Annotated in this window: 24 protein-coding genes and 1 pseudogene; 11 read left to right on the top strand and 14 right to left on the bottom strand. The window is 65.8% G+C overall.

Going from position 1 to position 23833, the window contains the following annotated elements; genetic code table 11:
• Window position 1 precedes the first annotated feature (1 nt).
• Complete coding sequence (locus H0E82_RS06575) at window positions 2–667, top strand: hypothetical protein (RefSeq protein WP_180544643.1); 666 nt, start codon at window positions 2–4, stop codon at window positions 665–667.
• A 507-nt stretch (window positions 668–1174) separates the two neighbouring features.
• Here the strand turns inward: H0E82_RS06575 and gap are convergent.
• Window positions 1175–2179 (bottom strand): type I glyceraldehyde-3-phosphate dehydrogenase, encoded by a 1005-nt coding sequence (gap, locus tag H0E82_RS06570; RefSeq protein ID WP_180544642.1) that lies wholly within the window; start codon window positions 2177–2179, stop codon window positions 1175–1177.
• Between the two features lie 214 nt (window positions 2180–2393).
• Between gap and H0E82_RS06565 the strand changes: the two genes are divergently transcribed.
• The gene (locus tag H0E82_RS06565) at window positions 2394–3011 is read left to right on the top strand and encodes an OmpW/AlkL family protein (protein WP_180544641.1); all 618 of its coding nucleotides are present in this window, start codon (window positions 2394–2396) and stop codon (window positions 3009–3011) included.
• Window positions 3012–3214: 203 nt separating this feature from the next.
• Here the strand turns inward: H0E82_RS06565 and H0E82_RS17060 are convergent, their stop codons facing one another.
• Window positions 3215–3544 carry a DUF4189 domain-containing protein gene (locus H0E82_RS17060; protein ID WP_219338449.1) on the bottom strand — a complete coding sequence of 110 codons (330 nt, stop codon included), beginning with the start codon at window positions 3542–3544 and terminating at the stop codon, window positions 3215–3217.
• 9 nt (window positions 3545–3553) lie between these two features.
• On the opposite strand from H0E82_RS17060, the gene H0E82_RS06555 reads away from it, so the two are divergent.
• Window positions 3554–3820 carry an OmpW family outer membrane protein gene (locus H0E82_RS06555; protein ID WP_180544640.1) on the top strand — a complete coding sequence of 89 codons (267 nt, stop codon included), beginning with the start codon at window positions 3554–3556 and terminating at the stop codon, window positions 3818–3820.
• Between the two features lie 248 nt (window positions 3821–4068).
• On the opposite strand, the gene H0E82_RS17055 is transcribed toward H0E82_RS06555, so the two are convergent.
• The 12 genes from H0E82_RS17055 to H0E82_RS06495 all read right to left on the bottom strand — a co-directional run bounded on the left by H0E82_RS17055 (window position 4069) and on the right by H0E82_RS06495 (window position 14839).
• A complete protein-coding gene (locus H0E82_RS17055) occupies window positions 4069–4506 on the bottom strand; it encodes a DUF4189 domain-containing protein (protein ID WP_425600326.1) in 438 nt (145 codons plus the stop codon).
• Window positions 4507–4574: 68 nt separating this feature from the next.
• Window positions 4575–5558 (bottom strand): TrbL/VirB6 family protein, encoded by a 984-nt coding sequence (locus H0E82_RS06545; RefSeq protein WP_180544638.1) that lies wholly within the window; start codon window positions 5556–5558, stop codon window positions 4575–4577.
• A 20-nt stretch (window positions 5559–5578) separates the two neighbouring features.
• Entirely contained in the window at window positions 5579–6331 is a 753-nt protein-coding gene (locus H0E82_RS06540; protein ID WP_180544637.1) for a hypothetical protein, read from the bottom strand.
• Between the two features lie 35 nt (window positions 6332–6366).
• Window positions 6367–8829: a VirB4 family type IV secretion/conjugal transfer ATPase gene (locus tag H0E82_RS06535; protein ID WP_180544636.1), complete on the bottom strand. Its 2463-nt coding sequence runs from the start codon at window positions 8827–8829 to the stop codon at window positions 6367–6369.
• A 3-nt stretch (window positions 8830–8832) separates the two neighbouring features.
• Window positions 8833–9150: a VirB3 family type IV secretion system protein gene (locus H0E82_RS06530; protein WP_180544635.1), complete on the bottom strand. Its 318-nt coding sequence runs from the start codon at window positions 9148–9150 to the stop codon at window positions 8833–8835.
• Window positions 9143–9502, bottom strand: coding sequence for a TrbC/VirB2 family protein (locus H0E82_RS06525; RefSeq protein WP_180544634.1), 360 nt, complete (start codon window positions 9500–9502; stop codon window positions 9143–9145). The genes H0E82_RS06530 and H0E82_RS06525 overlap by 8 nt, the downstream gene beginning before the upstream one ends.
• A 64-nt stretch (window positions 9503–9566) precedes the next feature.
• Window positions 9567–10403: a lytic transglycosylase domain-containing protein gene (locus H0E82_RS16995; protein ID WP_425600321.1), complete on the bottom strand. Its 837-nt coding sequence runs from the start codon at window positions 10401–10403 to the stop codon at window positions 9567–9569.
• A gap of 88 nt (window positions 10404–10491) precedes the next feature.
• Complete coding sequence (virB11, locus tag H0E82_RS06515; RefSeq protein WP_180544633.1) at window positions 10492–11529, bottom strand: P-type DNA transfer ATPase VirB11; 1038 nt, start codon at window positions 11527–11529, stop codon at window positions 10492–10494.
• Between the two features lie 12 nt (window positions 11530–11541).
• Complete coding sequence (locus H0E82_RS16990; RefSeq protein ID WP_328796968.1) at window positions 11542–12741, bottom strand: TrbI/VirB10 family protein; 1200 nt, start codon at window positions 12739–12741, stop codon at window positions 11542–11544.
• Window positions 12738–13508 (bottom strand): TrbG/VirB9 family P-type conjugative transfer protein, encoded by a 771-nt coding sequence (locus H0E82_RS06505; protein ID WP_180544632.1) that lies wholly within the window; start codon window positions 13506–13508, stop codon window positions 12738–12740. Before H0E82_RS06505 ends, H0E82_RS16990 begins: the two co-directional genes overlap by 4 nt.
• Window positions 13505–14434 (bottom strand): VirB8 family type IV secretion system protein, encoded by a 930-nt coding sequence (locus H0E82_RS06500; protein ID WP_180544631.1) that lies wholly within the window; start codon window positions 14432–14434, stop codon window positions 13505–13507. The genes H0E82_RS06505 and H0E82_RS06500 overlap by 4 nt, the downstream gene beginning before the upstream one ends.
• Before the next feature lie 12 nt (window positions 14435–14446).
• Window positions 14447–14839, bottom strand: a complete 393-nt coding sequence (locus H0E82_RS06495) for a hypothetical protein (protein WP_328796967.1) — start codon at window positions 14837–14839, stop codon at window positions 14447–14449.
• Window positions 14840–15377: 538 nt separating this feature from the next.
• Between H0E82_RS06495 and H0E82_RS06490 the strand changes: the two genes are divergently transcribed.
• The 8 genes and pseudogenes from H0E82_RS06490 (at window position 15378) to H0E82_RS06455 (ending at window position 23528) form a co-directional block, all read left to right on the top strand.
• Window positions 15378–15947, top strand: a complete 570-nt coding sequence (locus H0E82_RS06490) for a hypothetical protein (RefSeq protein WP_180544629.1) — start codon at window positions 15378–15380, stop codon at window positions 15945–15947.
• 60 nt (window positions 15948–16007) lie between these two features.
• Window positions 16008–17699: pseudogene (locus tag H0E82_RS06485) on the top strand (type IV secretory system conjugative DNA transfer family protein); the annotation flags it as partial.
• A gap of 535 nt (window positions 17700–18234) precedes the next feature.
• Window positions 18235–19038, top strand: coding sequence for a S1/P1 nuclease (locus H0E82_RS06480; RefSeq protein ID WP_180544627.1), 804 nt, complete (start codon window positions 18235–18237; stop codon window positions 19036–19038).
• A 75-nt stretch (window positions 19039–19113) separates the two neighbouring features.
• Window positions 19114–19662 carry a flavin reductase family protein gene (locus tag H0E82_RS06475; protein ID WP_180544626.1) on the top strand — a complete coding sequence of 183 codons (549 nt, stop codon included), beginning with the start codon at window positions 19114–19116 and terminating at the stop codon, window positions 19660–19662.
• A 38-nt stretch (window positions 19663–19700) separates the two neighbouring features.
• A complete protein-coding gene (locus tag H0E82_RS06470) occupies window positions 19701–20156 on the top strand; it encodes a type 2 periplasmic-binding domain-containing protein (protein WP_180544625.1) in 456 nt (151 codons plus the stop codon).
• A gap of 29 nt (window positions 20157–20185) precedes the next feature.
• On the top strand, window positions 20186–21154 hold the full coding sequence (locus tag H0E82_RS06465) for a cation efflux transmembrane domain-containing protein (RefSeq protein WP_328796966.1): 969 nt from the start codon (window positions 20186–20188) through the stop codon (window positions 21152–21154).
• A gap of 9 nt (window positions 21155–21163) precedes the next feature.
• Entirely contained in the window at window positions 21164–23134 is a 1971-nt protein-coding gene (locus tag H0E82_RS06460) for an acetyl-CoA hydrolase/transferase C-terminal domain-containing protein (RefSeq protein ID WP_180544623.1), read from the top strand.
• Window positions 23135–23210: 76 nt separating this feature from the next.
• The gene (locus tag H0E82_RS06455) at window positions 23211–23528 is read left to right on the top strand and encodes a BolA family protein (protein WP_180544622.1); all 318 of its coding nucleotides are present in this window, start codon (window positions 23211–23213) and stop codon (window positions 23526–23528) included.
• Window positions 23529–23833 lie beyond the last annotated feature (305 nt).

Genomic DNA, 23833 nt, shown 5'->3' with positions numbered 1-23833 from the left:
CATGCAGATCGTCCGGAGCGCTGCGGCCCATCGACTCCTCGCCGCCTTCCCGGATGCCGTCACCGCGGCCTTCCTGATCATGATCTGGCAAGCGCCGCTGACGTTCGGCGCGGAGAGCGTATTCGCCGCCATGGTGCTCATCGCGCTGGAATTACCTGCATTACTGGCGTTGTCCGGCCTGTTCATGCTCCACATGGAGCGTCCTTTGACCGACAAGCTCAAAGCGGTCGCACTCCTCTGCTGCGCGATGTACTTCATCGGTTTGATGGGGATCAAGGCGCTGCAGGCGATGCCGAGTGCGTTGCTATTGGTCCCGATGCTAGCGATGGTGGTCAGCAAAGCTCTGATTTACACCACTGCCCGGCGCGACAGCACGTGGACCATTGAAGGGCTCAGGCTCGCGATCCATTTCACGATCTTCTTGACCATCTTCATGATCGCCAAGGACTTCTCCGCCTCCGTGTCACGCGGCGAGTTCACGAATGACGCAATGCAGTACCTTGCGCTCCCGCACATCTTGTTGAGTGGTGACCGCCTGCCGCCGAAGAGCCCCTGGGTCCAGCCTTGGTGGTTCATTCTCGCGGGCGCGTGTTACTTCCTGCTCTGTTCGCTCGCTCGCTACGCGATGTCTTCGCGCACGCTGTCCTCTTGGCAAGGACGTCATTGACGTGAGCCAGGACGCCTCATTTCAAAGGGGGCAAGGCGATGGATGACTCTGGCACCCCGTGTGTCGGCAGGAACCGAGGCACACCATTTCCAGACATCCGCCGCAGGAGCTGAACCCACTCGTCCCGCATAGCGGGTCCGGCGGGGTCGCTCTGTCACGACCAGGTACATCGCAGGCGTGGCCTCTGCTCGTGGTCGTCCTCACCAAAGTGGACGAGCCGTGAAAACCGACGAGACGCAGCGACTTTCTCGCGTGACCCGCTGCAGTGACCGGCACCGCCGGAGATCGAAGCGGGCCTCGCGTGAGGCCCATAGCGCCCCATCAGTCATTCATCCCGGCTAAGTGCCGAGTGCGCCGCGATCTGCCCGACGATACGTTTCGTCATGCCGTCCGACAGCCGGGCCGCGGGGACGAATGCTGTGATCCTGTCGCACCTCTCAGCCGCAAGCCTTAGCACGAAGCCCCGCGCAAGGCGGGGCTTCGAGGCGAGGCGTGCACAGGCACGGCTTACCTGGACGCGACGACCCGCACCATCTCCAGACACTTGTTGGAGTAGCCCCACTCGTTGTCGTACCAGCTCACCAGCTTGACGAACGTGGAATCCAGCGCGATGCCGGCTTCGGCGTCGAACACCGACGTGCAGGTCTCGCCGCGGAAATCGGTGGCCACCACCTTGTCCTCGGTGTAACCCAGCACACCCTTCAGGGCACCCTCGCTCTGCGCCTTCATCTCGGCGCAGATTTCCTCGTAGCTCGCGGGCGAATCGAGTTCGATGGTCAGATCGACCACCGACACGTCGGAGGTCGGCACGCGGAACGCCATGCCGGTCAGCTTCTTGTTGAGCTCGGGAATCACTACGCCTACGGCCTTGGCCGCACCGGTCGACGACGGGATGATGTTCTCGAGGATGCCACGGCCGCCGCGCCAGTCCTTGTTGCTGGGGCTGTCGACGGTCTTCTGCGTGGCTGTGGCCGCATGCACCGTGGTCATCAGGCCGCGCTTGATGCCCCACTTGTCGTGCATGACCTTGGCGATCGGGGCCAGGCAGTTGGTGGTGCACGAGGCGTTGGAGATGATCGCCTCGCCGGCGTAGCTCTTGTCGTTGACGCCGAAGACGAACATCGGCGTGTCGTCCTTCGACGGCGCCGAGAGGATCACCTTCTTCGCACCCGCATCGATGTGCTTCTGCGCGGTGTCCTTGGTCAGGAACAGGCCCGTCGACTCGATGACGACATCGGCGCCCACTTCGTCCCACTTCAGATTGGCCGGATCCCGTTCCTGGGTGAGCCGGATCTTCCTGCCATTGACGACCAGCGTACTGCCTTCGACCGAGACCTCGCCCTTGAAGCGGCCGTGTACGGAATCGTAGGACAGCATGTACGCCAGATAGTCGGGCTCGAGCAGATCGTTGATCGCGACGATCTCGATGTCGCCGTCGAAGTTCTCCACCGCCGAACGCAACACATTACGGCCGATGCGGCCGAAGCCGTTGATGCCTACCTTGATCGCCATGAATCCGGACTCCTGCGGCCGCATGCGCGGCGTAGATGGGAAGAGCGCCCCCGCGCGGCGCACCTGCGCCAGCCGGGTCGGCGCTGCACAGTCTACCAGCCGTCCCGCAGCCACCCGGACCCACGTCGGACAGGTGTACGCAATGATCCGGATCAACGCGCCTGCAGCCGCACACCGGGACACTGGCGCCATTCCTGCCAACCGGACGACCCAGATGCGCCCCCTCACTCTCGCCCTTGCCGCATTCGCCTGCGCCCTGCCCGTCTGCCCCGCCGCCGCCCAGTCGGCCGGCGACTGGACGTTCGCCCTCGGTGCCCACCAGGTCGACCCAAAGTCGAACAACGGGCGGCTCGCCAACGGCACGTTGCCGGTGACGCTGGGCAGCAGCACACGCCCGACGTTCGCGCTGGAGTACTTCGTGCGTGACGGCCTTGGCATCGAGGTTCTCGCTGCCACGCCGTTTCATCACGACGTCGACATCACCGGCCTCGGCCGCGTGGGCAGCACCAAACACCTGCCTCCCACCGTGAGCATGCAGTACCACTTCGCGCCCCAGGCTCCCGTCTCCCCCATGCTCGGCGTCGGGGTCAACTACACCGCGTTCTTCGACGAGGACACCCGGGGCGCGCTGGCCGGCAGCCGCCTCGCACTGGGCAATTCCTGGGGCCTCGCGGCCCACGCCGGACTCGACATCCGTGCCGGAAAGGGGAAGCTGCGGATCGACGCCCGCTGGATCGACATCGACAGTACGGCACGCCTCGACGGCGCCAAGCTGGGCACGGTTGAAATCGATCCGCTGGTGTACGGGGCTGCCTACGTCGTGAAGTTCTGATCTTGCTGCGGCCCGCCGAGCTACTGCAGAAGTTCCCCGTCAAGCGCACACTTGAGAAGTAGAACTCCGGGCGTGTTATTTGCGATATTCAATGGGCGTCAGCCCGCTGATTGAATCATAGGGTCGTGCTGCGTTGTGCGGTCTTCGAGACCAGACCTGATCCTGCGGGACAGGAGTTCGTTGCCCGCTAAGAACAGGTCGGACTACAGACAATGTTCGAAAATAATTGAGCATTCGCGGGATTTGCATCCGCTCATCGCCTGATCTCGAACATCAGAAAGAGTTGGGCCTCGCGCCCAAGTGCTGTTTGTAGCTGTGGACGCGACCGCACCACATTGGTTGAGAAATACGAAGAAAACTTCACAGTTCATTCCACCGGCATTCCTGCACTGCGCCATCGCGGCTCTTTCCGCAGACGCTCGACTGCGCTTGTCTAGGCCTACCCCCGAAGCACCATCTGATTCGCTTCCGGCAAACGCGCCCCACCTCTTCGGTCGATTTGGCGTTGTATCTCCAAGGCCCTGGGACGGCAGACGCTTGGAGTGGGCGTCAATTACACCGCATTCTCCAGCGAGGATACCCGCGGCGCACTGTCCGGCAGTCGGCTCGCCCTCGGCAATTCATGGGGCATGACGGTCCACGGCGGCATCGATATCCGGGTGGGCACCGGCCAACTCCGACTCGACGTCAGATGGGTCGACATTGAAGCTACCGTGCGCCTGGATGGCGACAAGCTGGGCGCGTCGGCTATCGATCCACTGGTCCATGGGCCTGCTTACGTTATGAAGCTGAGAGCATTGCTCGGGTGACCAACTCCCGCTCTCTCGAATCCGCCAAGAAGGACTCGGGCAAAGTCTTGATAAACATCACCTAGTTCTTGACGGAGCAAGCGCGCTGACCAAAGCGCTTTCAATATATAGTCTGGATTCGCGCCGCGCAATCCGCGTAGGCCACCAACTTATCTTCCTCTGCCCATCTATATATCTCCGCCCTTCCTCATCCTCGTGCTGTGGAGACAGAGGGCAATTTTCGTTAACTAATTCGCACCACACATTAATTAGTCACCGCGCGACGGCAACGAGCAGGCCTCCCAGAGTACTCTGCAACCTTTACCGCACGAACGAAGACCGTAGCGACGAGCTCTGCGGAGATTGGAGTCCTGAACGAAGTTGCCTCGCCCTGGCCCAGTGGTTGCCACAGCGCAAGTGTCTCGGAACACATAACCCTCCGGCACCGCACAATCCGTACCTCCGCGCTCGGTACAATGAGTTATAGCAGCGTTTTTCGCCTCCTCGAGAGAAGCGCGAGCCGCTACGAATCCGGTAACACTAATACCCGTACTCGGATCCGGACTACTAAGAGCGTAGGCGCCCCACCGACTTTCGAGATTTTCTCGGATTGTATCCCCGGCGCTATGTGCAGGAAGAAAAACCGTATTGTATTGGTTAGACCCTGGTTGCTGGGCAAAAGCACTGAATGAGAGACCTCCAAGCATCACCGCGAGGGCCCCCACCGCCGAAAACAAAAACCAGCCCGCTTCAAATCCCAAGCACTTATCATTCATTATTTAGTCTCGATATTATCCTGCCTTACTCGAGGCACTGTTTTCTGTTCAAAATCGGAAACCTGGCCCGAGCTGTTACGTCCGACACTACCAAAGCTGGAGTTCGCTGCGAACTGACCAAGCGTGCCATTGAAGAACATCGCTGCCATCGGAGGGGCCATGACCATCAATACCGACATCAGCAGCCCGATACCTCCCTGCTGCATCGCAGCCGCATTCAGACCTCCACCATCGATCCCCATGTTCGAGGCGACCTGATACTGGAGAAGCAGCGCTGCCGACGTGATGGCGACGAGCTTCGTCGCGACCGACACCATGAACGAAAGCACCGCAAGACTGAACATAGTTCCTACCCCGTACAACAGCCATCGCTTGAACAGGTCCTTCGTCTGATCGAAGACGAGGCACAGGATGAACAAAGGGCCGAACCCGACGAACAGGACGAGCGCGATCTTATAGAGCAGGAGCATCGCACCACCGATGACCGAAGGGCCGGCGATGCCGATCCCCATCAGTGTGATGCTTCGCGATTGGCTCTGGCCATTGACCGGATCGCTTGGCCCGGTGTCGATACGGTCGATCAGTGCAAAGATCAGGCCCATGACCTTGAGGTTGCGATCGATCGATTTGGCGGGGTCGTCGTCCGTTCCGGTGACCACTTTGTTGACCTCGGCCGGGAGGCCATCGCCGAGAAACTTCGTGAGATCCGTTCCCGCGAACGACATCGCGGTCGCCGCAGTGACGATCAGAAAGACCCGGAGCGAGCCCACCACGAGGCCGATCATCGATTCCCGGCTGCGACCGGTCACGATCATGAAGCCCTGCATGAAGACCCACAGCGTGCAGAGGGTGAACGCCATCCCGCTGACCCACTTGGTCCCGCGCTGCAACAGGCCTGACTGGAATCCTTCGATCTGGTTGTTCACAAATTCGAAGACGAGCGAGAAGAACGCCCATTGCACGAACCCAGCCAAGCCGTCCATTTTCTCTACTCCGTGATCACTTAGAGGGACACGGGCAGGGTTAGTCCGCCCCCACCCTTGAACGCGTTCCTGGTCAGGGCGACCTGAGCGTGCTTGATGTGCGCGATGCGTGCCTCGTAGGCCCGCATGTAGGTCTGGTAGCGATCCCGCTCGTTGTCCATGAGCGCGGTCAGCGCCAGCAATTCGTTGGTGTTGTACTGCAGGTCTCCGTAGTCCTTCTCGCCCAACCCGCGCCTGCGCTGCTCGATCTCCTGCAACTTGCGATGATGTTCGGCGGCGCGCTCGAACATCTTCATCGAGAAGGCGTACTGCGCCAGCTCGGTACGGACGAGCTCCTGACAGAGCAGGCGTTGCTGTTCGCCCAGCGTGGTGGAGGGGCCGGTCGGGCAGAGAGTCTCGATCCGGGCCATCGATGCGGTGGGGGCGCTGTCGAGGCGGCCGTCACCTGTCGGCGCCTCGAGCACGTCAGCCGTCTCGCCGCCAGAGCGGATGTCCAGCTGGAGCTTCGAGTTCAGGCTCTGCAACTCGCCCACCGCGTTCGCACTGGTTCCTCCGCCAACGCCCTGGCGGATCCGCTGGAGCTCACTGACCGCCCTCTGGTCGTTGACCTGCCAGGCCGCCGCGGCGGCCCCCGTGGCCAGTATCGCGGCGATCGCGAGGCCGAGCGAGACGCGACGCCCGATACGCGGCCAGCGGGCACTGATGCCGAACGTGCGTTCGAAATCCTGGGCAAGACGCGCGGGCGCGCCGGGACGGGGCGTGGTGGTGCTCATGGAACATCCCTCCGGTTGTTGGAAGAGGCGAACGATCATGCGGTGACGCTCCGGCGCCCGCCGGACGTGCGGGCGGCGGGTGCGCGGCCGGAGCCTTTGCGCTGCTCGTAGAATGCGGGCAACCAATCGGGCGGCGCGAGGTCCGACCGGTCGACGCCCTGTCGGGCAGCCTCCGCGTCGACGACGCGGTGCATCACCTCGATGTTGTCGGTACTGGACGAGATCACTGCGAGCACGTCGTCCATACCGCGCAGGTTGAGCTGGCAGACCGCCGATGCATGGCCCTGCTTGACGAGGAACGCGCGCGAACGCTCGTCCAGGCTGCGCACGACCTCGAATTCGGCCTCGGTAAGCTTGAGGCCTTCGATGTAGTCGTCGCGCGCCGCGTTCGGATTGGGCAGCAGGATCAGGGTCGCGGTCTGCTCGATCAGCGCTGCGGAGATATCGCTCGAGAGCGCATCCTCCGGGCTCTGAGTGGCGAAGATCCCCAGGCCGTTCTGCTTGCGGATGGTTTTCTGCTTGTTCTTCGCGAAGTCCTTCAAGGCGCCGCCGCCGTCGAGAATCTTCCAGAACTCGTCCATCACATAGATCAGGCGCCGCCCGTCGATCAGTCCTTCGAGACGATGCAGCAGATAGTTGATGACCGGGACCCGCACCTCGGGATTGTCCAGCACTTCGGTGTAGTCGAACCCGATGATGCTCGCGCGCTCCAGATCGATGATGTCGGCCGGATTGTCGAACACCCAGCCCAGCGCATTGCCGGCGGTCCACTTGCGCAGACGCGCATACAGACCGTCGTCGCCCATGTTGGGAAGGCTCTTCTGGAAATTGCTCATGCTGCGAAGCGGCAGGGGCATGTCGAGGATGTTCTCCACGGCGCGGAAGATGTCCTCGTCCTCGCGCGCCGAGTAGTGGCTCTTGCCCGCGAGGACCTTGATCAGCCCCGCCAGGAATTGCACGTTCGCGTCCGTGGCCTCGCACTGGAACGGGTTGAAACCGGTCGGCTCTCCGTTCTCGAGCGCCAGATAGGCCCCGCCGCAGGCGCGCACGAAGATCTCCGCTCCGCGGTCCTTGTCGAAGAAGAAGATCGTGGGCACCGGATCGAACTTCTGGACCTGACTCAGCAGGAAGTTGATCAGCGCGGTCTTGCCGGTGCCGGACTTGCCGATGACCATCGTGTTGGCGATGGCCTTCTCGCCGAGTGAATTCTCCGCCGGATGGGTGGCGTGGAAATTGAAGTAGTACGGCTGCCCGTTCGTCGTCTGCAATACCGTGACCGCGTCGCCCCAGGGATTGTTGTCGCGCTTGCCGGTGGCGAAGTTGTGCAGGGGCGACAGACCGAGGAAATTCAGCGAGCTGATATTGGCCAGACGCGTACGGAACTTCCAGTTGCCGGGGAGCTGCGAGTAGAACGAGGCGCAGACCGCCAGATCCTCCTTGACCGAGATGAAGCCGGCGTTGGACAGCTCGGCCCGCGTCGCCGAGATGTTGTGGGCGAGCGTCTGCTGGTCGGCCGCGTATAGCGCCATGATGAAGTGGTACTCGCCCAGCACGAAGTTGCCGGACGCGACCTGGTCCATCGCGCCATCGAGCTCCGCGATCTGGCTCACCGCCTTGTCGCCCGACGAAATCATCATGCCCTTGGTGCGGTCCAGCACCTTGAGTGCGTCCTGTCGCCCCATCGGGCTGAACGAGTGGGTGATGACGTACTCGAAATCGAGATACTTGAGATTGTTGAGGATGCCGGGCCACGTGGCGTCGGTGAACTCCTTGATGTTGAGAATGGCGCCGAACTCGTTGCTGCCACCGGGCGTGGTGACCACGAAATCACCCGTCCGGGCCGAGAAGGTATGCCGGCTCACCGGCAGGTAGTCGCAGATCGGCGCCCTGAGGACCGGCACCGGTTCCTGGATCCGGTTGAGCAGATAGGCGAAGAACTCCAGCGTTTCGGAGAACACCACACCGTTCTCGGCCTCGTACATCCCGAGCCGCGCAGGCGCGTAATCCTTGAGCACCGCCTCCGCGTTACCCACGAGCTCGAGAAGCTTGGCGACCGCCTGGTCCTGCTCGGCCTGCAGACGCGTGAGGTTGGTTGACTTCTCGACGAATTTCTTGCCGCTGACGATCGGGCGGTAGAGCATCGTCAGGTACAGCTCGTTCTGCATGATCTTCTGCGCGGACAAGGCGGCCAGGTAGGCGTCCGAGAGATCCTGATTGAAAGGCTGGCGCTGATGCCCCCCCATGCTGACCCGGCCGCGGCGCCGGATGTCGTGCACCCAGAACGCGACGTTGACGAAGTCCGGTGCGCGCAACGTCTGCAGCATCCTGTTGAAGGTGCCGTGCCGGTGCTCGAGCTCCCATTCCTCCCGGCCGACGAACGGCAGGCCGTCGAGCCGCCAGGTCAGCAGGTAGTCACCGCCCGTCGTCTTGATCACGTTCGGCGACACATGGGCCGAAAGCGGAATGAACTCGGTAATCGAGATATCGGGCGCCAGCATGGATCAGGACTCCCTCGCGCCGTCGTGGATGCGGTCGCGATAGGCGTTGGGCGTGAACACCCACATGCCGTTGTGATGCCGGATGTTCCGCACCTTGGCCCGGAACATCCAGCGCAGCCCGAGCAGACGGAAGATCATTTCGTCGCGACGCGCCATCTGTCGCATGACCATGATGACCACCGGCAGCAGGGCCAGGAAGAACATGTTGATGTAGAACGTCAGCAGGAGGCACGCGCCGGCCGCGATCGCGAACGGCATGTACGGCACGCCCAGGAACATCGCCGGGCGTGTGCACCCCCTGAAGAGGACGTTCTTACGCACAGTGCTGCAACGCCTGGCCGACGAGCGCGGCCGTGGACGTGACGTCCTCCGGCAGCAGCATCTTGGCGATCTGCGCGGCGGCGCCGATGAGGAATCCGCCGATCAGCACAGGCGCGACGTCGCTGATGCGCTTGTGGTTGAAGGCGATCTGATAGCCGGCAAAGATGATGGCGATGGTGACCACCGCGATCGAGGCGACGTTGAGCAGCGCGTTGATGTTGGTGAAGAAGGTCTGCACCCGGCCGGTTGCGCCCGTCCCGTCCTGCGCCAGCGCCCACATCGGCGCCGCAGCGAGAACGGTGGCCGCGGCGGTGATGACAGCGGTGCGGTGACGGCGAATTGTGGTCTTCATTACCTTGCCCCTCGTGGTGGATGGAAAACTGTGGACGGAACACCCGGCGTCGCGGTGGCCCTGGTCAGAACACGAATGCCGCATCCCGCTGCGACGCTGCCGGCTGGGAATCGGCTTCGGTTCGCCGAAGCTGGGCCGGCTGAGCAGGCGCTGTCGATCGCGCAGCCCGCGGCGCAGCCGATACCAGCTGCACGCGAACGGGCCCCTCCGCGTTGTCAGAGGGCGCGGCTGTCCCCGGTCGCGCCGAAGCGATTGCAGCGTGACCCGCGCCGCTGTCGGTGACGTCACCCTCGGGGGCGGGCGCTGCAGTCAGCGGAGCGGCACCGCGCTGACTGTTCGCCTCCTGAATTCGGCGTGCGACGACCGACGCACCCGCGTCGATCGCGACCGCCGCTACGCTGCCCGGGGCCGCGCGAGGGATCACGGGGATCGCAGAAGCAACCGCGCTGCCCGGTTGCGCGGCACCGACTGCGCTCCATGAGGCGAACACCTTCTGCACATAACCGTGTCGGAAGCCGGTGACGAAATTGCCGGAGTAGTAGCAGCTGAACGCCTTGCCCCAGTCACGGCCGGCGCGGCCGTAGCACTCGGCCAGAATCCGTGAGCCGGCGCGCAGGTTCGGGCAGATATCGAACGCCTGCTCGTGGTTCTGCAATCCGTATGCGGCCAGATTGTGTTTGTTGACCTGCGCCAGGCCGAGCGAATAGTTGTAGCCGCCCTGCTCCAGCATGCGAACCGTCGAGACCGCCTCGCCGAGGCTGCGCGGCTGCCTGGCGAGGCGGCCACCCACGACGCCGATCGCATAGGGGTTGTAGGAGGACTCCACGCGCACCACGTGATGCATCACCTCTGCGGGCACGGCGAGCCCCGTGCAGCCCATCAGTTCCAGACCTGGCAGCATCAGCGGCCCTCCCTGCTCGGTGCGGCCCTGCGGGATGCATCCGCGCCCGCCATTGCGGACTGAGGCCAACGGTGGTCGATCAACTCGCTCATGCCGCCAGGCTCCGCTCGGGGTCGAAGTCGATCCCGGTGATGTAGCGGCGTCCGGCATGGGCCTTGATGTGGACCACGATGTCGATGGTCATCCGCAGCAGGCGCTTGATCACTTCGAATTCGAGACCCGATCCTTCCGCCGACGCCTTGACCATCAGGGCCAGCTGGTCCCAGGTCTGACCGGTGCTGCCGGCATGACAGCTGGTGATCGAGCCCGGATGGCCGGAGGCGCAGTTGCGGATGAAGTAGAAGGATTCGTCGCCACGCAGCTCGGCCAGGATGATCCTGTCGGGCTTCATGCGCAGGCAGGCCTCCATGCAGGTCTTGGCGGTGACGTTGCTCGCGCTCTGTCCGCCCTTGGAATACAGCAGGTGCACCACGTTCGGCTGGGTGAGGAACAGCTCACGCGCGTCCTCGATCGTCACGAGACGTTCCTGCTCGGGAATGTGGTTCACCAGCGACTTCATGAACGTGGTCTTGCCGCTGCCGGTGGCGCCGGCCACCACGATGTTCTTGTGGTATCGCACGGCGCGCCGGAAGAACTCGGCATAGTTGCGCTCACGGCGCAGGACCAGCAGTTCCTGGTCGTGTTCGCTTATGGACGGAGCCTGCTCGAGAATCTCGTCGAAAAAGCCGTCCTGGTCGTACTGCTCGAGCGACTTGCTGAACTTCGCCGGCAGCCGGATGGTGATCGACACCCGGCCGCTGTCACAGGCGGGTGGAATCACGAATTGAGCCCGCTGCCCGGTCGGAAACGTCAGCGACACCATCGGGTCGACGTCGGTGATGCGCTGCCCGGTATTGCTCTCGTTGACGATCGATGTGCAGAACTGGCGGGCCCGCTCGAAGGTCAGCGACGGCACTTCCATCCGTTGCCAGCCGTCGCGGGTTTCGAGGTACAGCTCGCCGGGACGGTTGATGCAGATCTCGGTGACGTCCGAAGACTGCATGTGCCGGCCGATGCCGAGCACCTCGTACTGGTACTCGAGGAACTGGTTCGAGACCTGGGCGACCGGGGCGGGCGTGCTGTCCATCGATTCAGGCGCTCACCGCACGACCGCGGAGAAGTCGACGTCGCGGGCCACATAGACGTTGAGCAGTGCTCCCTGGTTGATGGTCACCGTCGGCGGCCGGCTCATGTTGCGCTCGAGGGCAAGGTTGGCCAGGCGCTCCATCGTGCGCGCGGTGTTGCTCTCGTACGGGTTCTGCACCGCGAAGCCGCCGCCCCCGAAGGTGGTGGACTGCGGCCCGTTCTTCGCGCCCACGTACTTGAACGCGTCGCTGAGCATGCTGATCAGCAGCGCGGAGGTGATGCGCTGGCCCCAATGCGCGGTGTAGTGGCCCTCGTTGCCGGCCGCACCGAGTGCATCGACGCCCGGACTCATCATGTTGACGTCGAGACCCGTAGGCGTGGTGATGCGGTCCCAGACGATCGCGGCGCGGTCACCGATGACGCTGTCCGAGTTGTAGTAACCCATCACCTTGGAGCCGCGCGGCAGCAGCAGGCGACGTCCGTTCACGGAGTACACCGGCTCGGTGACGATGCACGAGGTGTAGCCGGGGAAATCGCTGATCACCCGCGATTGCAGGATGCAACGGATGTACGTGCCACGCAGCAGCAGCGTGTCGGGGTTGTAGAGCGGCTGCGCGGACGTGGGCCCGGAGGGCGGCCCGCGGCTTTCTTCCATCTGCCCGGGCATCATGCCCGCCATCAGACCGGCGTTCGCTCCGCCGGCGGCGCCAGCCCCGGTATCGCCGTCCCGGTCCATCGATGCGTCCTGCATGCGACGCTCCAGCAGCGAGCTGATCTCGCTTCCGGAGAACATGTCGCCGGCCAGGCCTGCGCCGGGCATGCCGCCCCCGGCGACGGCGCTGCGCTCGTCATCGATGACCGGCAGTGGCGGCAACTCCGGCGGCGGCGCCGGCCGGGCCTCAGGCAGTTCGGGCAGATCACGCGGTGCCGCCGGAATGACGATCTGCTCGGCCTGGGGACGCGCACGTGCGGCCTCTGGCGCGGAGCTGTCACCTGAAAACAGCCACACGGCAAACGCGCCCAGCACGAGCACGATCGCGCCCAGGAACACAAGGGCCTTGCGATTGAGCCGTTGCACCTCCGCGGTCTGCAGATAGGGGGCGCCGGCGTCGAGATCCGCGGGCGTGGGCGCCACACGGTCCTGGTAAGGATTGCCCGCAGGCGCACCTGCCGGCTGCACGGTGTCGCCGGGAGGCGAAGGACGTTCGTTCACAGCTCGGGGCTCCTGCGCAGTCCGACCACATTCCGGCCGTGCCGGACGATCAGATACGGATATGTGCCGTGGACCACGATGGTGTCGCCCTCCACCGTGGAATTGACCACGAACTCGTCGCCGTTCTCACCCTCGCGGGCAAAGACTGCGGGAAAGTTGCCACTGGGAAAACGTGTGCGGTCCCCCATGCGGATGTAGGTGAAACGGCGGTCGTCGTACACCGTCGCCGGCACCAGCCAGCGGGGCGTCTTCCGATGCTGGGTGTATTCGTACTGGAAGTAGTAGTCGCGGTCGGGGTGGACCCGGGTGCTGAGTTCGGTCACCTCCTCGACGGCCGCATCGTTCGCGGCGGAGAACCGGGTGTCGCTCGGGTAGGTGAAGCGGACCTTGTACTGCACGCCTGCCGCACGCGCCTGGGTCAGGGCGCGCCAGTCCGTCGCCACCACTTTGAGTTCGAAGATGTAGGCATGTGCCGCTGTCCGCACCAACAAGTTGGTATCGACGTCGACATTGCGCGGCTTGACATAGAAGACGTTGTCACGCCGGCTGATCTCCCAGCCGCCGCTGAATCCCATGCTGTAGTCCAGCACCTGCTCGTGGGGACTGAGCTCGATCTGGGTGGCGATACCGAGCCCGGTCCGCACCTGGTACACCTCGTCGGGCCGGTAGACGTACTCCTCGACGACCTGCGCAGACGCGTGAAGCGGGATCGCCGACAGGAGCGCGCACATCACGAGCGCGAACCACGTCTTCCTGAAACACGTCATCGTTCGGTTACTCCGTTACTGGACGCCGGGGGCGACTGGGCGGTGGGCGGCGCGTCACCAGACCACGGCACGGCACCTTCGGTCGCCATGCCGCCCACATCGGCTCCCGGGTCGAACAGCATGTCCTGGGCCGGAGGCGTGCCGGCCCCGGGCGCCGCGGGCAAAGATGCGGCCGGCACGTCGCGCTCGGGCACCGGGCCCGCGCCGAAATCGTTGTCGACCCGGTAGTTCGTGACCCGGAAACCGAGCGGGTTCAGCAGGCGGTCCTCATCGCTCAGCCGCAGGTCCGCGTTGTAGGTGAACTCGAGCGTCGCGATCTTGTTGTCGAGCGGCTGGGCGCGCCCGTTCGACTTGTCGAAAATGCTGCGCTGAAAACGCACCGTCGCACCGGTGGGTCGCCGGCCCTCGCCTCCACCGATCAGGACGATGCTCAGAATTCGTATCCGCAGCGAGCGCGTGGCGCCATACAGCCGCGCCGGCCGCTCCGGGTTCTGGTCCGAATGCAGGCTCATGTAGGACGGTGCCACACCCGCGGCCGCCATCGACAACGTCGTCCGCCAGTTGCGCTGGCCGATCAGACCCGAATCGTAGGATTCGCGGGCGAGAATGAACTGCGCCACGTTGCTCTTGTTGATCGCCTCCTCGGTGGTGACATCGCGGTCGTGGAAGTCGCCTGTCAATCTGGCGACGCTCGCGGTCCCGGTGTACGGATCCGCCATCACCAGGTAAGGCACGCGCTCCTTGAGCGGCAGGAACAGGAAGTAGCCACCCGCCAGCAACAGCGACATCGCGATCGCGCACCAGGCGACCGCCCACGCGCGTTTCTCACTGCGCCGCGCGCGCTCGGCCAGCGTCAGCTCGTAGCTCACACCCTGGGCGACAGCGCCGTCGATCGCGGGCGTGGCGGTTTTTCTGGTTCCCAGCATCACGGCGGCCTGTCAGTCCGCGACCGGAACGGCCGGCGTCGCGGATGCAGCGGCCTGCTGGCTCACGACGATCTGCCCGCGCTCGGCGGAGATCCGCACACCCTGCGCCGCGTACGCGGCCGAAAGCGCCGCCACCGCCTGTTCGATGCTCGCCGTCCGGACCTGTGCGACCGGTGCGTGCAGGGTGTAATCGTTCGGATGCAGGTACGACAACGTGGTCCGGGTGTCTTTGGCCCATCGTCCGAGCAGCGTCCTCAAGGTGCCGTCCGCGGGGGAGGCCTGATAGACGTACGCCTGCTGCAGCGGAATCGCCTGGGGCACGTCGGCGTACTGGTGGATCGGCCGCCAACGCCCGCGAGGATCCGCTGCCTCGGGTGTCGCGCACCCGGCGAGTCCTGCGATCACGGCGAACCCCGCAACGCCCTTCCAAAACCACATCCGATTCGAAACGCTACGGCTCACGACATCCACCTGTCATCTGACGCGCAACGACGCGCATGCCCGCCACTCGGCAGGTCGGAGTTGAAGAAACTCGATCGAATTCGCGCTTGCGGCGTCAACCATCCACGCCATCGTTCGCGCGTCGCCCCTTGATTCCCCAGTTCTCGAAGCCCCGGCAGAACAATCTCGCCGAGCAGAATGCGCAGCGAATATATCGACGTGGTTCGGAAGGCGTCAACGCATCCACCGTGACACGAGAAAGCAATCCATAAAATCGGGTCATGTTCTCGCAACCAACTGATCTACAAATGAAAATTCGGGCAGCCTTACATTGAAGCTCTGTGTGTCCAGATTGAAACCTGGCTGAAATAACGTGACCCGAACCACATAAAAATTCGACATCTCCGATGTTTCAGATTTTTCCTACGCTTCTAAAGCGCAAAATCCCAAGGGGCGGTTCTGGCAAGCTTGCTGCCGCTCACCCGGAAGGACTGCAGGCGCGATGGATACGACCAGACTGGACGACTTTGTCGCCAACGCGGCCCTGCTTGCGGCCCACCTCACCCAGCAATGCGAAGCGGCCGCTGCACGTCAGGAAGCATCGGCGCGCGACCTCGGGCAAGCGGCAGCCGGCGCTGCGGAACGGCTGGCGGAGAGCGAGGCGACATTGCGCCAGACGATCGATGGCGCCGTGCGGACATCGATGGCCGGCGAGGTCGACGCTGCCAGCCGCGCCGTCGGCGAGAGCGCCCGGCAGCTTCAAGCCGCCGTCCTCGGCTTCGAGCACGCACAGGCGCGACTCGATTCCCGGATCCGCCGGCTCGGCGGCGGCGCCCTGGTGGCGCTCGCCCTGGGCGCGTTGGCGATGCTCGGGAGTAGCGGCTATCTCGCGCGGCAATCACTGCAGCGTGCGGAGCGTGCCAACGTCCGCGCTGAAGTACTGGAGGCGCTCGAGCAGGTCGCGATCACGTCCTGCGACGGCGCGCCCTGCATCAAGCTCGAGCCCGGGCTGCGTCGCTGGTCGAGGAATGACGAATACGTCCTGGTCGACCGGGCACCACCCGCGCCCTGACCATGCCCGGCGCGGCCGTTGCCATCCCCCTATCGTCGAGTCACCCCAAAGGACGCCCACGTGAGCAATTCCCGCCTCGCCGTCGCCGCGCTTGCAACGCTGGTTCTGGCCCTGGCCGCCCTGTATCTGTCCGGCTACCTGCTGCTGCTCTTCCTCGGTCTCGACACTGCGGCACTCGGCATGACGACGTGGGTGACCTATGCCAAGGTCGCGCAGCATCCACAGGTCGCGCCGTACGCCTGGCGCATCTGGACCGCCGGCGGACTCGGGTTCGGTCTCATGCTGCTGGTCTGGGCGGCCGTCGTGGTCATGCTGTTCAAGCTGCGCAGCCATCGCAATCTGCATGGACGGGCGCGATTCGCGGGCATGCTCGACCTCGCCAACAAGGGCATGCTCAAGACGGCGGATACCGGCATTGTCGTGGGACAGATGAACGGCAAGCTCATCCGCCTGTCCGGGCAGCAGTTCGTGATCCTCGCAGCACCCACCCGCTCGGGCAAAGGCGTCGGCATCGTGATACCGAACCTGCTGGATTACCGCGAATCGGCGGTGGTGCTCGACATCAAGCAGGAGAACTTCGACCTCACGTCCGGCTGGCGGCGCTCGATCGGGCACGAGATCTATCTGTTCAATCCATTCGCGGAGGACCGCCGCACCCACCGCTGGAACCCGCTCACGTACGTCACCGACGATCCTGCGTTCCGCGTGTCCGACCTGCAGAGCATCGCGGCGATGCTCTATCCCGATGCGGACGACAAGGACAAGTTCTGGGTGAGCCAGTCACGCAATGCGTTTCTCGCCTTCGCCCTCTATCTGTTCGAAGCACGGGACGACCAGCGTCGCCAGGGCGCGCCGGAGACGCTCATCCAGACACCGACGCTGGGCGGGATTCTCCGCGTTTCGAGTGGCGACGGGGGCGAACTCAAGCCCTACCTGCAGACGCTGGCGCAGGCGCCGTTTCTCGGTGCCCAGAGCAGGACGGCCTTCGCCGGGCTGCTGTCCCAGGCGGACGTGACCTTCGCCTCGATCATCGGATCGTTCCGCGAGCCGCTGAATCCATTCCTCAATCCGGTCCTCGACGCCGCAACGAGCGGCGACGATTTCGATCTGCGCGACGTGCGTCGCAAGCGCATGACGATCTACGTCGGCATCCAGCCCAACAAGCTGGCCGAAAGCAGGCTGATCGTGAACCTGTTCTTCAGCCAGCTGATCAACGTCAACACCAAGGTCCTGCCCCAGAACGATCCTTCGCTCAAGCATCAGTGCCTGTTGCTGATGGACGAGTTCACCGCGATCGGACGGGTCGACATCATCGCCAAGGCGGTCGCCTACATGGCCGGCTACAACCTGCGGCTCCTGCCGATCATCCAGTCGATGGCGCAGCTCGATGCGGTCTACGGCAAGGAACTCTCGCGAACCATCATCACCAACCACGCGCTCCAGATCATCTATGCGCCGCGCGAACAGCAGGACGCGAACGATTATTCGGAGATGCTCGGTTACACGACCGTCCGGCGGCGTTCACGCACGCGCTCGCATGGCGCGGGCCGCGGCGTCTCGGACAACGAAGTGCTCGAGAAGCGGGCGCTGATGTTGCCGCAGGAGCTCAAGGCGATGGGGCCGGAGAAGGAAATCGTGATCTACGAGGGCCTTGCGCACCCGGTGCTGTGCAGGAAGATCCGCTACTTCAAGGATGGCTACTTCACCAGACGTCTTCTTGAAAAGGTCGAAGTCAAACAGCTGACGCTCGAAGGCACGGCCCGTCCGGAAGGAAAGCCCGCCTCGCTTCTGGCTGCCTCCACGCTGGCCCTGCCTTCGGCTCGTGCCGCACCCCAGTCGTAACACGCCTCCGGGATGGGTGTGACCGACCCGATACGGTTCGATCACGTCGCGGAAGACGCTGCGGACCGTGCGTGCTCGGAGCGCGAACAAACTCCAAAGGATTCAGCAGCGAGGCGGACGGCTCCGGCCAGACCGGGCCTGGCCGCGGGTGGCCAAGATGCCGACAGCGGCGTCGAAGCTGCGACACGACGTGAGGCGGCAGTCGGCAGGACAACACCGGTGCAGAACTTCGCGATTCCCGCATCGTTCGCGACCGGTGGAATGGGAGAACCATCAACGTCGGCGCGTCCCGAATGCGCCCGTGCGCCCGCCAGTGTCTTCCCGCCGTCTTGGCGTCCCCGGCCCGATAGCGGGTGCGACCTCCGTGCCTTGCCGTGTCTGGCGCGTCGTCGTGGGCGATCCGGTGCGCATCCCCGGCGTCACCTCGGGCGGGTAGACTTCCCGCATGTTGCGTCGACTTCTCTTCTGCGCTGGCCTGCTCGCCGCGTTCGCACTGCCCTCGTCCGCGTTCGCCTGGGGCAAGGCCGGGCATCGCCTGGTCGCGGAGCTGGCCGTGCCGGATCTCAAGCCGCAGGTGCGCGCGGAGATCGATGGGCTGCTCGCGGGCGAGTCCGAGCCCACGCTGCCGGGCGTGGCGGCCTGGGCCGACGAACTCCGTGAGCGCGACCCGGACCTCGGCCGCCGCTCGGCGAGGTGGCATTACGTCAACATCGGCGAGTCGGGCTGCCGCTACGATGCCGCGCGCGACTGCGCGAACGGCGACTGCGTGGTGGGCGCGCTGAAGGCGCAGGCCGCGATCCTCGGCGACCGCCGCCGCCCGCGTGCGGAGCGGGTCAACGCGCTGAAGTTCGTCGTGCATTTCGTCGGCGATGCGCACCAGCCGATGCATGCCGGGTACGCGCACGATCGCGGCGGCAACACCCGGCAGATCAACTTCCGCGGGCGCGGTACCAACCTGCATTCGTTCTGGGACAGCGGGATGCTGAATTCCCTCGGCCTGTCGGGCGACGCCTGGCTGGCGCGGCTGCGCGCGCGCGCGCCCTCGGTCGACCGCGGGCCCGTGTTGCCGCCCCGCGCCGAGGCCTGGGTGGAGACCTCGTGCCGCATCGCCACCCGCTCCGGGGTCTATCCCACCCGCGCGCGGATCGATGAGGCCTACGTCCAACGGCACCTGCCGCTGGCCGAGCAGCAGTTGCGCGATGCGGGTGCGCGGCTCGCGGCGATCCTCAACGCGACGCTGGAGCGCTGAGTCCGCCCGGGGCGACGGCGTGTTCACCGCGGGCCTGCACTAATCGGGGCCGGCTTTCCAACGTGCCCGCACGCCATGCCCCGCACCCGCCCCGTCCCGGTCGAACAGACCCGTCGTTACCTGGAACCCGGCCCAGTCGTGCTGCTGTCGACCCGGCACCGCGACGTGCGCGGCATCATGACCCTGGGCTGGCACATGATGCTGGGCTACGACCTGGTCGGCACCTACATCTGGTCGGCGAACCGCAGCCACGCGCTGGCGCGCAGCAGCCGCGAATGCGTGATCAATCTGCCCACCGAACCGCTGCTCGACACGGTGGTGCGCATCGGCAATTGCGGCAGCGACGAAGGCGACAAGTTCGAGCGCTTCGGCCTGACGCCGGTGGCGGGCAGCGAGGTGGCCGCGCCCGGGATCGGCGAGTGCCACGCGCGCTTCGAATGTCGGCTGCACGAGACCCGGATCACGCGCGACTATCCGCTGTTCGTGTGGCGGGTGGTGGCGGCGCACGTGGCGCCGCGCCCGCAACGGCCGCGCACCGTGCATTACTGCGGCGACGGCCGTTTCATGGTGGCGGGGCCCACGGTCTCGCGCCGACGGCTGTTCCGTCCGGAGATGCTCGATTGAGCGGCCGCCTCGAACGCGCAGCCCGCAGGCGCGAGCTCATGGGCCGAACGTGGCCGTACCTGCTGGTCCTACTGTCGTGCGGGTGCGACCCGTTTCCCCGGGAGGCACAGGGCAGCGCCGCGCGGGCGCGGGACACCCTGCGTGTCGGCCTGAGCCACGACCCGCCCTATGTCGACGTGGCGACCGGCGACGCCCCGCACGGCGCCGAGGTCCGCGTGATCGAAGCGTTCGCGGCTGCGCGCGGAGCGAAGATCGAGTGGGTGACGGAGGGCCACGAGGCGTTGATGGAGGCGCTGCTGGACCACCGCCTGCACATGGTCGCCGGGGGCCACAGCGCACGATCGCCCTGGGACGGGGTCGCCTGGTCACGCAGCGTCCGCATCGATGCCGGCCCCGGGCATCCGGTGGAGCGGCGCTGGGCGCTGCCACCCGGCGAGAACGCCTGGCAGCTCGAGGTGGACCGCTATCTCCACGCGCAGCGCGCCCCCGAATGAGCGACGCACTGCCTCCCGCGGTCCGTCGCGTGCCGAGTCCCCTGCCACCGGCGCAGGCGCATGACCTGGAACGTGCGGTGCGCCTGTGCTGGTGGTCGATCGGCCTGCTCGGTGCGGTGAGCGTCATGATGTACTTCGCGATGGGCGGCTCGAAGGCGATGCAGGCCGCCCTCGTCGAAGACGTGCTGAGCCTGCTGCCGCCGGCGGCGTTTCTGGTGGCGCTGCGCTTCCGCCGACGCGGGGTGGACGGCACCTACGTCAACGGGCGCGAGCGCGCGTTCGACATGACCTTCCTGACATCGTCGGTGGCGCTCACCGTCGTGGGCGCGCTGCTGGTGCTCGACGGCGTGCACGTGCTGGCCAGCCGCAGCTTTCCAGTGGTCGGCACCGTGGCCGTGGGTGACACGGTGCTGTGGCAGGGCTGGACGATGATCGCAGCCCTGGCCCTGTCCTGCGTGCCACCGCTGGTCCTCGGCCGGATGAAGGTCCGCCTGGCGCGTGCGCTCGATTCGAAGCCGCTGCACGCCGATGCCGACATGAACAAGGCCGACTGGATGACGGCCGTGGCCGGCATCGTCGGCGTGCTCGGGATCGGACTGGGCTGGTGGTGGGCCGATGCCGCCGCGGCGATCTTCATCGCCGTCGAAGTGCTGCGCGACGGCGTGCGGAACCTGCGAAGCGCCGTGCGCGACCTGCACGATGCGCGTCCGGAACGCGTCGACCGCAGCGATCGCGATCTGCTCCCCGACGCCGTGGTCGCCGCCGTGAACCGGCATCCCGATGTCGTGTCGTGCGCCGCGCGTTTCCACGAGGAAGGGTTGCGCTTGTGCGGCGTGCTCGCGGTGGCCACGCGCAGCGGTGCCGTCGACGTCCACCTCTCCACGGCCCTGCGCGAAGTCGCACGCGCCGTGCACTGGCGGATCGACGAGGTGCTGGTCGTGCCGGCACGCGCCGGCGACGCCCTGGTGCGCGACGACAGCCGCGATCCGCCGGGTTAGGCTGCGGCGATGACCGTGCATTTCGACGACCTCGCCGAGGCGACCCGGCACATCCGCCAGTCCGTGGCGGGTGTGCTGCGGATCGGCGCCCCGCTCGGCCTGGGCAAGCCGCACCGGCTGCTCAACGCGATCTACGACGCCGCGCTGGCCGAGCCCGCCCGGCCGATGACGCTCTACACCGCGCTGTCGCTGGATCCGCCGTCCGGCGGCGACGACCTGGAAGGCCGGTTCATCGGCCCGTTCGCAGCGCGCCATTTCGGCGAGGACTTCGTGCGCCTCGGGTACGTGGACGCGATGCGCCGCGACGCGCTGCCGGCGCACATCGCGGTCGAGGAGTTCTACATGCAGTCGGGCGCGATGCTCGGCTCGAGCCAGGCCCAGCGGCGCTACGCCAGCCTCAACTACACGCACGTGGCACGGGCATTGGCCGATCGCGGGGTCAACGTGCTGGTGCAGAAGGTCGCGGCCAACGAGGACGGCACCCGTTTCTCGCTGTCGTCGAACACGGACCTCACGTTCGACACGATCGACGCCCTGCTGGCGGCCGGCCGCCCGAGGCCGCTGGTGGTGGGCGAGATCGATCCAGAGCTGCCGTGGCTGGGCGGCACTGCGGCCGTCGATACCGCGTTCTTCGATGTCCTGGTCGTGCCGCCACCGCCGTATCCGAAGCTGTTCGGCCTGCCGCGCCAGCCGGTCTCGGATGCCGACTATGCGATCGGCTTCTACGCCAGCACGCTGGTGCGCGACGGCGGCACGCTGCAGATCGGCATCGGTGCGCTGGCTGATGCGCTCTGCCACGCGCTCGCGCTGCGCCACACCGACAACGCCGCGTACCGGCGCGTGCTGCACGCGCTGGATCCGGCGCTCGCCACGCATCCCACGGTTGTCGCCAGCGGCGGACTCGATGCCTTCGACATCGGGCTCTACGGCTGCAGCGAGATGATCAACGAGGGTTTCAAGCGGCTGGTCGAGGTCGGCGTGATCCGGCGTAAGGTCGTCGACAAGGCGGCGCTGATGCAGCGCGCGAACGCCGGCACCACGAGCGCGCTCGACGACGAACTGATCGAGCGCGATGGCGAGTTCCTGCACGGCGCCTTCTATCTCGGCTCGCCGGATTTCTACGCCTGGTTGCGCGATCTCGACCCCGGCACGCGCCGCGGCATCGGCATGAAGCGCGTCGGTCAGGTCAACGAGCTCTTCGGCCTCGACGAAGGCCTGGAGCGCCTGCAGCGACGCGATGCGCGCTTCTTCAACAGCTGCATGATGGCGACCGCCCTCGGCGCGGCGGTGTCGGATGGCCTGGACGACGGCCGCGTGGTTTCGGGTGTCGGCGGCCAGTACAACTTCGTCGCGATGGGGCATGCCCTGCCCGATGCGCGCTCGGCGCTGCTGCTGCGCGCGGCCCGACCCACCGCCGATGGCCGCGAGTCCAACATCCGCTGGAACTACGGGCACATCACGATTCCGCGCCATCTGCGCGATCTCTACATCACCGAATACGGCATCGCCGACATCCGCGGGGCCACCGACGAGGATTGCGTGATCGCGATGACGCGCATCGCCGAGGCGGACGCCCAGACCGAACTGCTGGCGCGCGCGCGTGACGCGCGCAAGCTCGATCCCGGCTTCGTCGCCCCCGGCGCCTGGACGCGGAACACCCCGCAGCACCTGCGCGACGCGCTCGCCCCGCTGCGCCGTGACGGCACCCTCCCCGACTACCCGCTGGGCAGCGATTTCGAGCCTCTGGAGCAGCGCCTGCTCCAGGCACTGAGCTGGCTCAAGGGCGAAACCGCCACGCGCCGCGGCAAGCTGCGCACCATCGTCGCGGCGCTGCGCCACGGAGGCGCGCGCGACCTGCCCGCGCTGCAGCGGATGGCACTCGATGCGCCCGCTTCGCTGCGCGAGCGGCTGATGGCGCGGCTGCTGGGCTTCGCGCTGGACCGCACGGCCGGCAGGACACGCGCGGCGGCGGCCGAATGAGCGGCGCACGCGTTGCAATGCCGGCACCCGCCACCATCTCGGCAGGCGAGTGCCCCCGTCATCCGGAGCCCGTGACATGACCACCCGCGCCGACCAGCTACGCGAGGCCCTCGCCGCGCTGCAACCCACCCACCTCGACGTCGAGGACGAGAGCCACATGCACAGCCGCGGGTCGGAGACGCATTACAAGGCGGTCGTGGTCAGCGCGGCGTTCGACGGGAAGCGTGCGTTGCAGCGACACCAGGCGGTATACCGCGCGCTCGGTGCGCAGATGCAGCAGATCCATGCGCTGGCGTTGCACACCTTCACGCCCGAGGAATGGGCCGAGGAAGTGCAGGTCCCGGATTCGCCGCATTGCCGCGGCGGCAGCAAGCACGATCTGCCGAAGGCTTGACCCCCCGTTTCGTCGCGCGCTCATGTCCGACGAAGCACGTGCGGGACGGCCGTCCGCGCGCAAGCGCGCGCCTACAGGCCGCACGGGACGCACTGCGACAGGTGTCGATGCGCGGCTCCGTCAAGCGAGAGACGGCACACGATACGCCGCACGCGCCATGCAGGAGCGCGCGCTCGCGCGAACGCTGCGTCTGCGCCGATGCCCGTCGCGCCCACGCGCGCCTGCGCGGCTGTCGGCCCGACAGGCTTCGCCTGGAGCCGCGCGCCAGCGATCCGCTGGTCGACATCGGCCACGCACCGTCCACG

Origin of the sequence: Luteimonas deserti (genome assembly GCF_013425765.1) — a bacterium.
In the GTDB taxonomy this organism is placed as follows: domain Bacteria; phylum Pseudomonadota; class Gammaproteobacteria; order Xanthomonadales; family Xanthomonadaceae; genus Luteimonas; species Luteimonas deserti.
This window is presented reverse-complemented; position numbering and strand designations above follow the sequence as displayed.